The following is a 16,166-nucleotide window of genomic DNA, read 5'->3' on the forward strand; positions in this document are numbered from 1 at the left end:
GAGAAATACAATCAATTAAAACTCAACATTAAAAACCAACTATACTAACTAAAAGAGTTAAGATTTTAACTAATAAAATTTTAAAACATGAAAAAATTAATAATTATTGCTCTATTCTTAATACCAGTTAGTCTATTTTCACAATTAAATAAAAAACAAAAAAAGTTACTTATGGTGGTAAGTAGCTATGGGAAAGATTTAGGAGCAACTAGACCTGGTTATGAATTTGACGAATTCTCACAGGCCTATCTAATCTTTAAAAACAACAATTTAACTATAGACTTAGCTAGCCCAAAAGGTGGAAAAGTTGAAGCTGACAAATTCAATAAAGAAAAACCGTATAACAAAGCTATTTTAGAAGATAAAACTGCTTTAAGTTTATTAGAAAATACTAAAACCACAGCTAGTATAAATCCTGAAAATTATGATGCTATTTATATTATTGGTGGCAAAGGCGCTATGTTCGATTTGCCCTTCGATCCTTCTCTTCAAGACATTGTATTAAACCTTTATAAAAGAGATAAAACTGTTATTTCTTCTGTTTGTCATGGTCCCGCATCTTTTGTAAATATTAAAAATAATGATGAATATATTATCAAGGGTGTTGAAATGACAGGGTTTTGTAACGTAGAAGAAGGTCTATTCGGTAAAAAATGGGTAAAAGAATTCCCTTTTAGTTTAGAAGATAAATTAATTTCAAGAGGAGCTATTTTTAAACAAACGGATTTTATGCTATCAGAAGTAGCTCTATCCGGAAAATTTATTACTGGTCAAAACCCTTTTTCAACAACAAAATCAGCTGAAGCTGTTGTAAAAGCATTAGGATTAACTCCTGTTAAAAGAACTTTATATAAAGATGAAAAAAGCGTGTATTTAATTCAGGATCTTTTAGATAAACGTAAAACTTTTAAATGGGCAGAGAATGAGTTAGCAAAAAATAAAGCTAGCTATGATATTCAAATCATTGCTGTTTATGGATATTATAAAATTTTAGCTGCTGAAAACAATAAAGAACAACTGGCAAAAGGAATAGAATTGGTAGAATTAACCTCTCCTCACTTTTTTAATGAGAATCTACAATTACTAGTTGCTCAGACTTATGTTAAATTAGATAACAAAATTAAAGCAAAGAACATTTTAAATAATTTAATAGCTAAAAACTTAGTAAAAAAACAAGCTGAGAAATTATTAAAAGACCTAAATTAATTATATAATTCATATGAAAAGTAACCTATTTGAATTATCAAAAAGGTTACTTTTTTATCATTTCTAAAATACACTTACAAGGGCAACTATTCTATACTCTTAGTAACAACTTTCCTTTTACCAAACCTGCCTGTAATTTTTCATGAGCTAATTTTGCTTCTTTTAAAGGCATAGTTTCATAAATAGGACTGATTTTATCTTCAGCTAACCATTGAAATAGCTCTTTCATAGCACTGTCGACCATATCATATCTATTAGTGAATGTAGCATAGATTTCAGAAAATGAAATTGAAGGTGCTTTTCCAAAATATTTTACACTTTCTTCCATTAAGTTAAAGTTTCCTAGTCCTGCTAAGAATCCAAAAATTACGATATGTCCTAATGGTGCTAATAATTCTAAATCGTCTTTAATAGTATCTCCAACTACCGGATTAAACACATAATCAATACTATTTTCTCCAATAGTACTTTTTACTTGCTCTTTCCAATTCTCATTTGAAGTATTAAATGCATAATTAGCTCCCATACTCAAAGCATTTTTTACTTTTTCGTCTCTACGTTCTAATGCAATAATAGTTAGATTTAACAATTTTGAAATTTGTACTAACGCTGTTCCAACTCCTCCTGATGCTGCATAAATCAAAACAGTTTTTCCTGCTTCTACTTTAGCTACATTCTTTAACATATGGTAAGCTGTAAAATAGTTTACTGGCAATACTGCAGCCTTTAACAAATCGGCATTATCATTTAGAACAATCAATTTATCTGCATCTACTAATGCATATTCTGCATATACTGAAGAACCTATAACTCCTAAAAAAGCGACTTTACTCCCTTTTTTTAAATCAGTATTATTAGCATCTTCAATTATACCTGTTCCTTCTACGCCCGGTATAAATGGTAACTCTGGCATCATTCCAGGAGGCATATTACCTTCTCTTATGATTGTGTCTATAAAATTTACTGGTGCTGCATGTACTTTTACTAATACTTGACCTTTCTGTGGTTTTGGGCAACTTACTTCTTTATATTCTAATACCTCTACTCCACCTGTTTTTGTAATTTGAACTGCTTTCATCTATATAAAAAATTATAATACAAAAGTAGTTTACGTATTGAAAAACACTCTAATACAAAAAAAGGTTATAATGGTACTTTTTACTGATTTACTCTAAATAATTTTGGTGTAGTTTGTGTGTGTTTTTTAAAAAATTTACCAAAATATGAAGGTTCATTAAATTGTAAAATAAAACTAATTTCTGCAACGTCCATATCTGTATACAATAACATATTCTTTGCTTCCAACAATATTCTATTAGTAATATGTTCTTTCGCTGTTTTACCTGTATACTTCTTTATTCTATCATTCAAATAATTGGCTGTTAGGTTTAATTTTTGTGCATAAAAACTAACTGATTTTTCTTGTATAAAATGATTTCTAACTAGTCTTTTAAATGAATTTACTAATTGAATTTCAGACGAAATAGTTTTTTCTATAGCTTGATGTTTTTGTTGAATTAATTTACTTTTCTCCAATAATGCTAACAGTAAATATTTACTCAATTCTTGATTTTCTTTTTCCTTCTTTATCATTTTAAACAACTCTTCAATTTCTTCTTTTTCATTGCTATCTAAATGATATATATTATTTTGAAAGCTATTAAAAAATGAATATTCATCTACTACATCTTTAATCTGTGGTAATAAGAATTCTGGCTTAAAAAAAAGTATAAAACCTTTCATTTCATTTCCTCTTACAAAACTGAAAATATGTTGTGATGATTGAAAAAATAAAACATCTTTTAAGTTTGAATGCACATCTTGGTTGATATGCATTTCTCCATCTTGCTGATTCTCTAAATAAATAATTGAGCAAAAATTCCTTCTGTGTGCTGAAACCATTTTGTGAACATCTGGATATGTATCTTGATGAGTTAAAATATCAAAATGTTCATGACAAGGAATACGTTTTAGGCCAATAAAATCATACAATTCTGCTATGTTATTTATTGTTCTTATCATTTTTTACTGACTTGAATATTCTTTATTACATTATTCTTTCCTTTATCAATTTTACATAATCATTTGTTCTTTCTAACTCTGGAAAATGTCCACAATCTTTGAATTCTATTATTTCACAATTATTAATATGACTTTTAATTGATGTTTTATCCGTTTTACGATGTGTAAAATCTGATGATCCCCAAACTAACGTTGTTGGTACTTCGTTTAATTTCAATAAAGTATTACTATCTTTTTTTAATCCTTGTACCAAAGATGAAAGGCAAAAACATCCTCCTTTATGTATGGATGTTTGGGCTATTTCTGTAAAATTTAGTTGATGTAAACTCTCTTTTGGCAATGCATATTTATACCAAATGCCAGCAAATTTCTTTGCATAAAAAGCATTAGTTAGTTGTCCTAAAAATGGTGTTTTAATTAAACTTGGAATAGACTTTTCTGTCCATTTTAATAATCCTTCTGTTGATGGTGTTTGGGATAAGAATATATGATTAAACTTATCGGGGTTTTTCATAGCTGCTTGTATTGCATAGTAACCATTTGAACATGAAAATAACAATGAAACTTTTTCTAGCTTCAGTATTTTCATCACTTGATTCAATAAATTGGCACCACTTTCAAATGAATAATCATACTTATTATTTGGAAATGAAAATCCCAACCCTGGATACTCAAAGCATATTACCCTATAATCTTTAGACAAACTTTTAATCAAATGAAACTGATGTTCTATAACATTTGGTCCATCTGGAACATTAATGATAACTGGAAGATTCCCTTTTGTATCAAGTACTCTAATCTTACCATAATCTGTATTTAAATAAAAAAAGTCTTCTCCAAATTTTGGAGGAGACTTCCATATATACCTTAAGTTATCTATAATATTTCCTGTCATGTTATTATAAGGGAATTATCTACTAAATTAAACTTTGTATTGAATGTCTAATCAACTTTAATTTTATTCACTGTAAATTCTAAATCTGAAATATCTCCTGATGCTTCATGAATTCTAGAGTTTGTATAATATAAATAACCATTTTCTAAACTAAATGTATCTGCCCATTTTACCTTATTTCCTGATAACAGGGTCGTTATTTTTTTAGTTTTTAGGTTATATGTTTGTATTAAATGTTGTTCTAAATCTCCGTAGTATAAATTCCCTTTGTTGATAAGCATTCCATCTGGTGCAGCTGTTTTAGCAACTAATTGAACTGCTTCTTCAATCTCTTTTTCTGAACCTTTTATTAATGTTTCTACTGAAATTCCATATAAGTTATATCCTGTTAAAGCATGATAATACAACATTCCTGATACTACGTCAAAAGCAATTCCATCTGAATGTACTGTATTGTTCCATTTCTTTCCATTAATTGTTAAATAGGCTTGCTCGCTTTTTGTAGAAAAATGTTCGTCTAATACTCTTTTTACTTCACCTGTTTTTAAGTTCAATATAACCAATCCTGCCTTTCCTGAATCGGTGCAATAAGCATAACCTCTTTGATTATCAATTCGAATATCATTGATATACGAATTCTTGTGAAATGCTTCTTTTGGTAATTTATAACTCTTTACTAGTTTATTAGTTTTTAAATCAAAAACAAAAATAATAGGCTGATCTATAACCCCTTGAAATAGTGGATTTCTTGTATCTACTACATATAATAAATCATTAGAGGCTACTACTGATTGTACTGCTACAAAAACAGAATCATTAACTGGTTGTCCTATATTCCATGCATTCCATTGTTTATTGGGATAAGCTGAAAAATTGTTCTGCTTTACTTCTGCTACTGAAAACTTAACATTTTTTCTCCAACGTGGAAAATTGACTAATACTCGACTATTGCTTACTGTTACTCCCGTAAGTTGTTGACCTTTGATCGTTGCCACTTGAGTTACTTTAGGCAATTGTTCTTTTTTTTCTTCTTTCAATGTTTCAACCTCTTTGGAAGTATTTTGATCTGATTTTCTTTTACAATTAACTAGTCCTACTACTGATACTAGTGTAATAAGTAAAATGTTTATTTTTATTTGTTTCATTTGTAAATAACTTAAATTTTAAAAAGGTATTTCTTCTCTATTCCTAAAAAACTTGCCTGTCGGATCACCTTTTTCAAATAATGCTGCCCAAATTATTGTGTCTGCTCCCTCTTCTGGAGTTTTAGTTGATCCAATTCCTCCCATATCTGTTTTTACCCAACCTGGACATACTGAATTAACCAATATATTATTTTCTTTTAACGCATTAGCCAATTGTAAAGTAAGTCCATTTAAGGCTAACTTGGATATACTATAACCTGGTGTTGAACCAATTTGAGAACTCAAAGCTCCAGAACCACTACTAACATTCACTATTGATGATGTATTAGTATTATTTTTTAGTAAAGGTAATAAGCTTTTTATGAGCTGCCAAGGTCCAAAAAAATTAGTTTCTATAGTTTGTCTAACTTCAGTTAAATTAGCCTCATCTACAGTTTGCCAAGTATCATAGTTAATTCCTGCATTATTTATTAAAATATCTAGTGAACCATAGGTCGAATAAATAAATTCATAACAAGTTTGTATACTTTTTATATTGTTAACATCTAATTGAAAAAATACAACATCTCCATACTTAGAAAGCTTATTTATTGCTTGTTTTCCTTTTTCTTCTGATCGACTTGTAGCTATAACAATATGTCCTTTTTGTAATAGTCCTTTGGCTATAGCAAAACCAATCCCCCTATTAGTTCCTGTTACTAATGCTATCTTAGGTTTCATATTTATCTTTTTTTAATTCTAATTTATTTGATGTTATAAATTTTCATTTCTGTTTCTTGATCAAACCAAGGTTGAATCTTTTCAAAAAAAGCAATCATGTGATTTGTTTGCATATGCTTTTCCTGTTTTTCTTTAGATTCCCAACGTTCAAAAAGAAAAACTTCTTCCTGATTTCTTGTACTTAAATATAGCTCATATTCTAAACATCCATCTTCTTTATTAACTTCATCTACTATTTCATAAAAAGCATTTATAAAATCTTCTTTATTTTCTTTTTTAGGCCTAGATTTTACTGTAAGTGCAATCATGTTTTTTATTTATTTGAAACCTTTTCAATATAATCTACAATATTAGTATAATGATACCTTTTAGCTAAATCTAAAGGGGTATCACCTTCATAAGTTTTTAAATTTAGCTTAGCTCCAGCGTCAATTAATATTTTAGCTGTTTCAAAATTTCCATGCCAAATAGCATCATGTAAAGGTGTATATCCGTTATTTAATCCTTGATCGTTAATATACTTTGGGGCATCCTTATGTTTAACCAACATTTTCATAATTTCAGTATTCCCCATATAACCTGCTTTATGGAATGAAATAGCATTCATTAAATAACCACGTTGCCCAATCTCTGCTCCTGCATCTAATAATACTTTTACGGTTTCTGGATAATTGTTTCGTGTTGCTACTAATAAAGGTGAATGTTTGTCGTTACCATTACCAATAATAAAAGATTCTGTATTGACAAGCTCTCCTAAATCTATTAATTTTTTAATAGTTTTAGCTTTTTCATCATCATTCAATTTATTATCTATTACTACTTGATATATTTTTTGATTTTCAATCTTTCTTTTTAGTTGTTTTTCATAAGCATCAAAAATATTAGTAAGTTTTGTATATCGTTGTTTTTCTTCTGCTGTTTGGTTTTTATCAAAACCTCCGATAATGTCTCTTGCTGTTCTTCCACCAAAAGGTGATTTCGCATAGATATTAATATCCTTAGCTTTTAATAACTCTTTAATATTTTCAGGTTTCGAGTACCAAGTTGCAACCATTAAAGGTGTGTGGCCTGCATGTGGTGTATGTAAATTTACAAAGGCTCCATTTTCTATTAAAATTTGAATCATTTTAGGATTATCTAATTGTGCAGCTATATGTAATGGAGCATTTCCCATTCGCTTATCTAATTCATTTACATCTTTTCCCTCTTTAATAAACTTTAATACTTTTTCTTCATTATTATCTATAATAGCTTGATGTAATTCTGGTAAGCCTGTTGTTGTTTTTAATGAATCTATTTGTGTATGTTTTTCTTCTTTAGCTTTATTACAATTATACATTAGCACTGTAAATATTGCTAGTATTATAGTTTTATATATTTTCATTGATTATGAATTTTAAACTTCTTGTACTATATATTCTTGAATTTTTATTTTTCCTTCTTCTTCTATTTTTACTTTCCAGTTTTCCTTTACATTTAATTGAATTTTTTCATTGGTATAGGTTTCTGCTTTAAGTTTTACAGCTAAATCAACATCAAAATGATTCTTATTTTCCTTTATATGTAATGACTCTATTATATGTTCATTATTGGGTTTAATACTTTTTTTAATATTGGTATACCATTGATTAAATCCTATATTTCCTACAAACTCTCCTTCGGGAAAATTAAACTTTGTATTTTCTGAAATGTATTGAGTAAAATAGTTTTCCTCTGCTAGTACATCAAAATTTCCAAACCATTGTTTAACAAATTTTTGAATTGTTTTTTCTGGGGTTTCAATTTGTAACTCTGTAAGTACATTTACCAATTTTTCTATTTGTTTATCTGCTCTTTCCTCTACTATTTCCTTTGTATTATAAACACCTGGAATATATACTAAACCATGCTCATAAATTGGTGGTAAGTAGTTCATTTGAGCTAAATAAGCTGTTTGCTCTAATGGTTTGCTAAACTCTTCTATTTTGAAGTGATTGTATCCAAGTGGTGTATATGATTCAGCTGGACCTCCTATAGTTATACTCTGTAAAAAGTTTTTCCCTTTGAGTTTATTTCCTTCTGCACCGTAAGCAAAATTGTAACTAAACACTTCATCGAACCATAATTTTAATATGGCTGGCATATTATACCAGTAAAATGGATATTGGAAAATAACAGTATCTGCTTCAATTAGTGCTTGTTGTTCTGCTTCTACATTAATTTTATAATCAGGATTTAATTCTAAGATATTTCTAACTTCCAAATTCTTAATATACTTAGGTAGTTTTTCTGAAATTCGTTTATTGGCCACCGAATTTTCTAAATTCGGATGTGCCACAATCATTAATATTCTCATTTTATTATTAGTTGTACATACAAGTTTATTTATTTTAAAAAAAAGTAGCTTTTATTAACTACTCTCATTAAGCATTTCATTTGCTTTATGAATATCTGATGTTAATTTAATCGCAAAATCTTTTCCTAATACCTTGCAATAAGTATCGAATAAATTTGATAATGCCTCATCTATTTTTGGTTTAAGATTAATTCCTTCCTCTGTTGGATATACAAATACGTTTCTCCCCTCTTGCTTACGTTCTACATAACGCATCATAATTAGTTTATCTACAAATCTTGTCATTGTAGAAGCTTTTACATTGATTCGTTTACTGAGTTCATTTTGACCTAAACCAGGTTCGTCTATCAACAATAACATTAAATGTGCATAAGAAGCTGATAATCCTGTTATTCTAAATGCTTCATCAGCCATTGTACTTATATACCTAGTTAAGGAATTTGCTGTAAAATAAAGACAACATTCTTGATATGAAGGTTTTGATTTACTCATTATTAAATTTTAACATTACAAAGATATAAAATTTTTAGTTGTACATACAAATATTGTTAATTCAAAAAAAAACAACTATTTCTAGTTGTCTTAAAGGGGAACTGAAAGATCAGCTAGTAGTTAAATTATTATAAGGGGAAAATAACTTGTAAGCATCTATTATAATACACAAATAGAGAACCAAATACTAGCTGTCTTTATTTTTTAATCAAATCCGCTTCCTGGATCGTCTGGACTTTGTGCTTGTGCTTTTTGTGGGTTAAATATCATATAGGTGCCTAAAGCTGTTAATGCTGCGTATTTTCCATATTTACCAAGCTTTTTTAAAGCTTCTTCTCTAGTTATTTTAGGATCTTGATTTTGTATATTTTGATTTTTCATCGATGACTATTTTTTAAGAATTATCTTCTTATTCTTTGTTCCTTCAGTAGTTTCCAACTTTATTAGATATACTCCTGTTTCTACCTTTGGTAAGTCTATCTCATTTTTATTCGTTCCTTCATATGTTCCTTTGAAAACTTCTGCTCCTAATAGATTATACATCGAGATATTAAAATTCTCTCCTAAAATACCTTCCACAATTAACGTTCTATTTATACTGTAAATTTTGATATCAGCAACTGTATTCTCAGGTACCTTTCCTTGTACTTGTGTGTGTAGATAGAATCTTCCTATTCCATTTTCGGTCTTAGACATTGTTATAGTATAATTTTCTTTGCTTAAATCAATGTACTTGTCTAATTCCTTGTCTTCTAAAATAACCTTCATTCCTTCAGATGCTGTTGCCTTTGCTGAAATAGTAACTTCTAATCCTTCTTTAGCCTTTACTCCTACTGGAATTATATTCACTTCTCTAGTATTAGGTATTGATTGGTAAGTAAAGTTCTTTTCTGATGAGCCATCTATAAGTTGTGTATAAATATCTAAACTTGCTCCATCAAAGTTTCCTACATCATACCCTATATCTAAACCATTGGTAGCTTCATTTCTATAACTTACAACTGTATTTACCTTTACTCCTTTTGTGCCTATTGACAACTCAACTACTGGCTGGCTCTCTCCTACTCCTTTGCTAAAGATTCCACCACTTGCTGGTTGAATTTTTCTTTGAGCTTCTTTAAATATGATTGAGTTTGCTCCTGCTGCTGTTTTTACAAAGAACCCTTGTCCAGGTGCTAATGAACTCTCTGCACTTACTAATGTATTGGCTATGTATTTATTTTGTGAATTATCCCATACATAAGCTCCTACATAAATTGGATCAAAATTAGCAAGGTTATCATTGATAAAGTTTACTCCGCTATTTTCATTAATTGGTAAAAAGGCTGTAAACGGATTTCCAACGGCATTCCATTCTGATATAGCTACCGGTTTACTAATATCTATAGTTTCTACAGTTCCTGTAAAGCTTATTTCTCCATCTGTTGCTCTTGAAATTGCATAACTTCTTCCTTTTTCAAATACAATACTATTTGATGCTAAATCATCTACTGTATAATACACCCATTTAGTTCCATCTGGTTTGCTATCATCATAATATCCTACTGCATAACGATTTGGAGTTACTGCAGTATTCACTCGAATATTATTGACTGAATTTTCTACAAATTCTTTAATACTTTGTCCAGAAACTGGTGCCGAAACAATACTCCATTTACCAGCTTTTAATCCTCCTCTTTTGTATGTAACTTCACCATTTGCTGATCCTTCTACTAATAAACTTGCACTATTAGAAGCTGTTGATCTCATTGTAAATGTTCCTGAATTATTAAAGTTTCCATCAACCTTTGCTGATCCATTTTCTGCAATTTCAAATGATGAAAATTCTGCAATTCTCAAGTCATTTATTTGTTCAGATGAAGTTAATCTTGGAGTGTTTGTTCTGTAAGGTATAATTACATTACTCGTAGTTTGTGGTTTTGTATTTCCAACCCAGTTACTTGTTTCATTCCAATTATCGTCATTTGTTCCTAACCAAACTGTAGCATTACAATTTTCACTAAAGTTTGTTGTTGCGTCTTTTTGCCAAGTTGCTAAATAAGTCGCAGCTGCATCATCTACTTCTATACAGGTTAAACTTGAATTATATAAGGCTACAAAATCTGTAATATTTGCATTGTTTCCATTTCTAACATCTAAAGACACTAATACATTTTGATGTACTGCTAACTCTTCTAATTGTGTACAAGCTGTTACATCTAAAACTGCTAATTTATTTTTACCTACTCTTAACTTTGTTAAGTTTGGATTATTAGAAACAATTAAATTTTCTATTGAATTTGATCGCAACTCTACTTCTTCCAAAGCTAAATAACCTGATAAATCCAATGACGTAAAATTATTTTCTGCTGCATCTAAGATTTTTAAACTTGTATTACTACTTAAATCTAATGAAGTTAAATTATTATAATCAACATTTAAGGATTCTAAAGCTGAAAAAGCCTCAATACCTGTTATATCTGAAATATTTTGACTGCTTATATTTAATGAAGTTACATCTTTAATTTTTGAAGTTGCTACTTGATTGTCATTAGCAATTCCGTTCCCCATGCTTAAAACATTTCCTACGGCAACAGTATTTCCATTCGCATCGTGAGTTTCTAAATAGTTTTCAAAATTAGCATCTGGTATATTAGTAAGATCACAATACAAGGCATAATTTGCTGTAGCATCTTTATGCCATATACCAGAATCTGGATTAATATCATCAACAGTAATACAAGTTAAATCGGCATTCCCTTGAGCATCAAACCATGTAAAGTTGGTATTGTTTCCATTGGCTACATTTAATGATGTTAATTGATTATTGACTATTCTTAATTGTAAAATACTTGGATATGTTGATAAATCTAATGATGTAAAACTGTTATCGTTAAGGTTTAATACTCTTAATAATGGATTATTTGAAATATCTATACTATTAATTCCTGTATTTGAAACATCTAATGTGTTTAATTGAGATAACGGAGCAATATTGACATCTCCTAAATTAGTATTATTGTCTAGATATGCTTTTTCTAAAATGGTATTTTTACTTAAATCTAAACTTGAAAGATTGTTGTTTGCTAAACTCAATGTAGTCAATTTAGTATTCTGAGTTAAATCGATACTTGTTAAATTCGGATTGTTACGAATTACAAAATACCATGCATTTCTAAAGTCTTCGATTCCCGTTAAATCCGAAGTTGTTTTATTTTGGAATACTATTCCTTCTGAAACTTCCACCAATGCTGTATAAACATAGTTGTCATTTGCTATTCCATTTCCATAACCATTGCTTTCTAAAAAAGCTTCAAAAACATCATCTGGAACATAGGTTAATCGACAATATTGAGCATAGCTCGCTGTTGCATCTTTTAACCAACCCGCCAAAACACTTGCTGAAGGATCATCAACTGAAATACACGTCAAATTTGGATTTCCTGTTACATCTACATTATCTAAATCTGAATTATTACCACTACGTAAATTTAACCTTGTTAATAATCCATTCTTACATGATAAATTATCTAGCGTATTCTGATTACTCAAATCTAAAGTTGTAAGTTGTGTATTATCACAAACTAATCTACTTAGGTTCGTGTTTTTACTTAAATCGATAGTAGCAATATCCGTATTCAAAAATGATAGATAGAATAAATCTGTCAAAGCTGTTACATCTATAGCTGTTAATGAGTTTTGACCACATTCTAAGTTTTCTAATAAGGTATTATTTTGAACATTTAATGAAGAAATATTTGTGTTTTCGCAATACAATGATGTTAAATTAGTCTGGTTACTTACATCTAAAGTTCCTAACTGATTATTTGTAACTGTTAAACTTGTTAAGTCATTATTACTTACATCTAAGCTAGTTAAATTGTTATCTCCTAGATTTAGAAATTTCAGCCCTGTATTGGTTGTTATGTTTAGACTAGTTAAACTATTGTTTGCTGCTTCTAATGATTCTAAGGCTGTTAACCCTGTAACATTTATACTTGTAACTCCTGTATTTTCTAGGGTTAGACTTTCTAATAATTTATTATTTGTTAAATCTAAGCTTGTATTCGTTAATGTATTGTTATCTATCCATAAACGAATTAAGCTAACAAAATCTTCAATCCCAGTAAAATCTTGGATTCCTTCATTTCTAGGTGTTAATAATTGAATTGTTTCAATTTTTGCTGTTGGCACTAAATTATCATCAATAACTCCATTTCCTAAACTATTAGAACTTCCTAAAGCCACTGAACCTCCATATTGGTTGTGTGTTTCTAAATACGTTTCAAAATTTGCATCTGGTATGCTAGTAAATCTACAATACTCTGCATAATTAGCGGTAGCATCTTTACTCCATCCCGATAAAAATGCGGCAGAAGGATCGTTTACTTCTATACATGTTAAATTTGGACAACCATCAACTTCAAATTCGGTAAAACTACTATTGTTGCCATTTCTTACATTTAGTTCTACTAATTCATTGTTGTTTCTTGCACTAAACTCCTCTAAATTTGTGTTTTTACTTATATCTATTGATGTAATATTTGTTTCATCTAAATTTATTTCTTTCAAATTTGTCAGATGACTTAGATCATAAGAAGTAAATGGATTTTTAGCCAAGTTTAATCTCTCTAAAGCTGTGTTTTTCTCAAGATTTAATGTTGTAAATTGATTTAATGAAGCTATAATTCTTGTTAAATTCACGTTAGCACTAACATCTATAGTACTTAAAGTAGTTTCATGAATTTGTAAATCTTCTAGTAAAATATTTTGACTTACATCTAATCCTGATAAGTTATTAGAAGAAATTATCAAATCCTTCAAACCTGTGTTTGTAGAAACATCAATGCTCGTAAGGCTATTACGAGGTACACTCAATCGTTCTAAGGCAGTTAAACCAGTAATATTAATACTAGTTATTCCCATATCTCCAGCATCAATTCTTGTTAACTTCGTATTACTTGTTACATCTAAACTAGTATTTATTACATTATTAAAAATGAATAATACTTCTAAATCGGTAAAGTCTTCTAGTCCTGTAAAATCAGTTATTCCTTGAAATTGTGCGAATAGGTTTACAACGTTTTTAATCTTTGCCGTAGTCACATAATTATCGTTAGCTATACCATTCCCCATACTTGTTGGGTCACCAACTGAAACAAAACCGTTATTAGCATCGTGAGTTTCTAAATAATTTTCAAAATTATCGTCAGGAACATAAGTCCAATTACAATCTTCTCCAAATGCTGTACTACTCTCTTTACTCCAACTACTTAAATAACTAGCTGATGCATCATCTACTTGAATACATAGTAAATTAGAATTTCCTGTAGCATATAATTCTATGCTATTACTATTATTTCCATTTTTAAGATTTAAAGTAGTAAGTACTCCATCTTTACATTCTATATAATCAATTTCTGGGCTATTGCTAAAATCTAAACTAGTTATGGAAGTATTATTAGCATAAACTTCTATCAACTTTGTATTATTAGTTAAATCTAAAACTGTTAACCCTGTATTATTTACTCCAATGTCTTCTAAATTTAAATTATTAGTTACATCTAATGTTGTAAGCGTTGGAGTATCATCAATAAATAAATCGGTTAAACTTGTTAATCCGCTAACATTAATGGATGTAAACTTATTTTTACTACAATTAAGTGTTCTTAAAAGTGTATTATTTGAAACATCTATAGTCGTTAATAAATTATCGTCACAATATAGACTAGTTAAATTTGCATTGTTAGCTAAATTAAGTGTTGTTAACGAACTTTCTCTTACTCTTAAATCGACAAGAGCGGTATTAGTACTTACGTCAATAGCGGTAAGATTGTTATAATCTAAATACAAATACTTCACCCCTGTATTTGTACTTAAATTAATAGTAGTAAAATTATTACTTCGTAATCCAACTTTTTCTAATTTAACTAAACCAGAAATATTAATAGAACTAAGTCCCATATCAGAACAAGCAATCTCTGTAAGGTTTGTATTACCTGTTAAATCTAAACTTCCAGAAGTTACAGTATTATTAAAAGCACGTAACTCTTCCAATGCTTTAAATTCTTCAATTCCTGTAAAATCTGTAATTCCTTGATTAGAAATATTTAAATAAGTAATATCTTTAATTTGTTCAACTCCAACAAAATTATCGTTTGCAATACCATTCCCCATACTTGTCGGGTCTCCTACTGGTACCACTCCTCCTGTACTGTTATGTGTTTCTAAATATGCTTCAAAGTTATCGTCCGGCACGTTAACTTGTGTGCAAGATGTTTTATACACTGTATGCGCATCTTTATCGGTTAAATTAGTATTAGCATAAGTAGGATCGTCTACAGAGACACAAGTAAGGTTTGGGTTATTTCTTATATCAAAATCACCTGAGTCTAATATTGTATTATTTCCATTTCTAAAGTTTAAATACGTTAGCTGATTATTATAACATGACAAATCTACTAAAGCTGTGTTTTTAGATACATCTAAACTAGTAATCTGATTATACTCTGCATAGAGTTCTATTAGCTTAACATTATTACTAACATCTAAACTTGTTAATGAGTTTTCATACACTTGTAATTCTAATAATTCAGTATTTTTAGATACATCAATACTGGTTAATTGTGTATTTACACAATCCAAATCTTGTAACAACAAATTTTTGGTTACATCCAAACTTCCTAAGGAATTGTTATAACAAGATAAATTCAGTAAACCAGTATTTTTTGTAACATCTAAACCATTTAATTGATTACTACTACAACCTAAAGTTTCTAATTGTATATTTTGAGAAACATCTAAACTAGTAAGTTGATTTTTACTACAACTCAATTTAGTTAAGGCTATATTATTGGTTATATCTAAGCTGGTTAAATTGTTTTTTCCAACATTTAAATCATTTAAAGCTAAGTTCTGTGATAGATTTATACTTGATAATGAATTATTAAAACAGCTTAATACTTCTAATGCGGTAAAAGCTTCTATTCCTGTTGCGTCTGTAATTGTTAGGTTAGAAATATCTAAACTTACTACATTAGCTACTTTTGAAGTAGTTACATAATTATCGTTTGCAATTCCATTTCCCATACTTGTAGCTGCTCCTAAAGCGACTACATTTCCATTTGCATCGTGGGTTTCTAAATAGTTTTCAAAATTATCATCGGGGACTAAAGTTTCTTGGGCTAAGACTAAATTACTAAGGAATAAAAATAAAATAGTTAGTTGTTTTATTCTCATGAAGTGGGTTTTGAAAGGGTTTGTGTAAGTAGTTTGTTTTATGGTAATCAAATATACACTTACTCTTTCATTTCAGGTTGATTTTAGTGGTGGCAAAAAGTGGCAAAACAACATTAAAAACTGATTAACAGCG

General features: G+C 29.1%; 12 protein-coding genes. 1 reads left to right on the forward strand and 11 read right to left on the reverse strand.

The annotated features are described in order from the left end of the window. Positions 1-87 precede the first annotated feature (87 nt). Positions 88-1,206: a type 1 glutamine amidotransferase domain-containing protein gene (locus MHN29_RS09210; RefSeq protein WP_235274893.1), complete on the forward strand. Its 1,119-nt coding sequence runs from the start codon at positions 88-90 to the stop codon at positions 1,204-1,206. Between the two features lie 91 nt (positions 1,207-1,297). Here MHN29_RS09210 and MHN29_RS09215 read toward each other — a convergent pair whose 3' ends face one another. From MHN29_RS09215 to MHN29_RS09265, 11 genes are all read right to left on the reverse strand, one after another. Further along, positions 1,298-2,284 (reverse strand): zinc-binding alcohol dehydrogenase family protein, encoded by a 987-nt coding sequence (locus MHN29_RS09215; RefSeq protein ID WP_235274892.1) that lies wholly within the window; start codon positions 2,282-2,284, stop codon positions 1,298-1,300. An 80-nt stretch (positions 2,285-2,364) separates the two neighbouring features. After that, positions 2,365-3,228 carry an AraC family transcriptional regulator gene (locus tag MHN29_RS09220; RefSeq protein ID WP_235274891.1) on the reverse strand — a complete coding sequence of 288 codons (864 nt, stop codon included), beginning with the start codon at positions 3,226-3,228 and terminating at the stop codon, positions 2,365-2,367. Positions 3,229-3,253: 25 nt separating this feature from the next. Further along, positions 3,254-4,123, reverse strand: a complete 870-nt coding sequence (locus MHN29_RS09225) for an alpha/beta fold hydrolase (RefSeq protein ID WP_235274890.1) — start codon at positions 4,121-4,123, stop codon at positions 3,254-3,256. Between the two features lie 47 nt (positions 4,124-4,170). Further along, positions 4,171-5,268 (reverse strand): L-dopachrome tautomerase-related protein, encoded by a 1,098-nt coding sequence (locus MHN29_RS09230; protein ID WP_235274889.1) that lies wholly within the window; start codon positions 5,266-5,268, stop codon positions 4,171-4,173. A gap of 18 nt (positions 5,269-5,286) precedes the next feature. Continuing rightward, a complete protein-coding gene (locus MHN29_RS09235) occupies positions 5,287-5,988 on the reverse strand; it encodes an SDR family oxidoreductase (protein ID WP_235274888.1) in 702 nt (233 codons plus the stop codon). A 23-nt stretch (positions 5,989-6,011) separates the two neighbouring features. Continuing rightward, complete coding sequence (locus MHN29_RS09240) at positions 6,012-6,296, reverse strand: putative quinol monooxygenase (protein WP_235274887.1); 285 nt, start codon at positions 6,294-6,296, stop codon at positions 6,012-6,014. A gap of 5 nt (positions 6,297-6,301) precedes the next feature. Next, a complete protein-coding gene (locus MHN29_RS09245; RefSeq protein WP_235274886.1) occupies positions 6,302-7,372 on the reverse strand; it encodes an ankyrin repeat domain-containing protein in 1,071 nt (356 codons plus the stop codon). 12 nt (positions 7,373-7,384) lie between these two features. Then, entirely contained in the window at positions 7,385-8,323 is a 939-nt protein-coding gene (locus MHN29_RS09250; protein ID WP_235274885.1) for an NAD(P)H-dependent oxidoreductase, read from the reverse strand. Positions 8,324-8,377: 54 nt separating this feature from the next. Further along, positions 8,378-8,815, reverse strand: a complete 438-nt coding sequence (locus tag MHN29_RS09255) for a MarR family winged helix-turn-helix transcriptional regulator (protein WP_235274884.1) — start codon at positions 8,813-8,815, stop codon at positions 8,378-8,380. A 204-nt stretch (positions 8,816-9,019) separates the two neighbouring features. Beyond that, positions 9,020-9,196, reverse strand: a complete 177-nt coding sequence (locus MHN29_RS09260) for a hypothetical protein (RefSeq protein ID WP_235274883.1) — start codon at positions 9,194-9,196, stop codon at positions 9,020-9,022. A 6-nt stretch (positions 9,197-9,202) separates the two neighbouring features. Then, on the reverse strand, positions 9,203-16,033 hold the full coding sequence (locus tag MHN29_RS09265; RefSeq protein WP_235274882.1) for a T9SS type A sorting domain-containing protein: 6,831 nt from the start codon (positions 16,031-16,033) through the stop codon (positions 9,203-9,205). Positions 16,034-16,166 lie beyond the last annotated feature (133 nt).

The sequence above is a fragment of the Tenacibaculum sp. Cn5-46 genome, assembly GCF_022347705.1.
GTDB classification, from domain to species: Bacteria; Bacteroidota; Bacteroidia; order Flavobacteriales; family Flavobacteriaceae; genus Polaribacter; species Polaribacter aiptasiae.

Bases quoted from the DNA above. Each gene is read 5' to 3' on its own strand.
- MHN29_RS09250 (WP_235274885.1), bottom strand. From the start codon at position 8,323: ATGAGAATATTAATGATTGTGGCACATCCGAATTTAGAAAATTCGGTG.
- MHN29_RS09230 (WP_235274889.1), bottom strand. From the start codon at position 5,268: ATGAAACAAATAAAAATAAACATTTTACTTATTACACTAGTATCAGTA.
- MHN29_RS09255 (WP_235274884.1), bottom strand. From the start codon at position 8,815: ATGAGTAAATCAAAACCTTCATATCAAGAATGTTGTCTTTATTTTACA.
- MHN29_RS09245 (WP_235274886.1), bottom strand. From the start codon at position 7,372: ATGAAAATATATAAAACTATAATACTAGCAATATTTACAGTGCTAATG.
- MHN29_RS09265 (WP_235274882.1), bottom strand. From the start codon at position 16,033: ATGAGAATAAAACAACTAACTATTTTATTTTTATTCCTTAGTAATTTA.
- MHN29_RS09215 (WP_235274892.1), bottom strand. From the start codon at position 2,284: ATGAAAGCAGTTCAAATTACAAAAACAGGTGGAGTAGAGGTATTAGAA.
- MHN29_RS09210 (WP_235274893.1), top strand. From the start codon at position 88: ATGAAAAAATTAATAATTATTGCTCTATTCTTAATACCAGTTAGTCTA.
- MHN29_RS09225 (WP_235274890.1), bottom strand. From the start codon at position 4,123: ATGACAGGAAATATTATAGATAACTTAAGGTATATATGGAAGTCTCCT.
- MHN29_RS09260 (WP_235274883.1), bottom strand. From the start codon at position 9,196: ATGAAAAATCAAAATATACAAAATCAAGATCCTAAAATAACTAGAGAA.
- MHN29_RS09235 (WP_235274888.1), bottom strand. From the start codon at position 5,988: ATGAAACCTAAGATAGCATTAGTAACAGGAACTAATAGGGGGATTGGT.
- MHN29_RS09240 (WP_235274887.1), bottom strand. From the start codon at position 6,296: ATGATTGCACTTACAGTAAAATCTAGGCCTAAAAAAGAAAATAAAGAA.
- MHN29_RS09220 (WP_235274891.1), bottom strand. From the start codon at position 3,228: ATGATAAGAACAATAAATAACATAGCAGAATTGTATGATTTTATTGGC.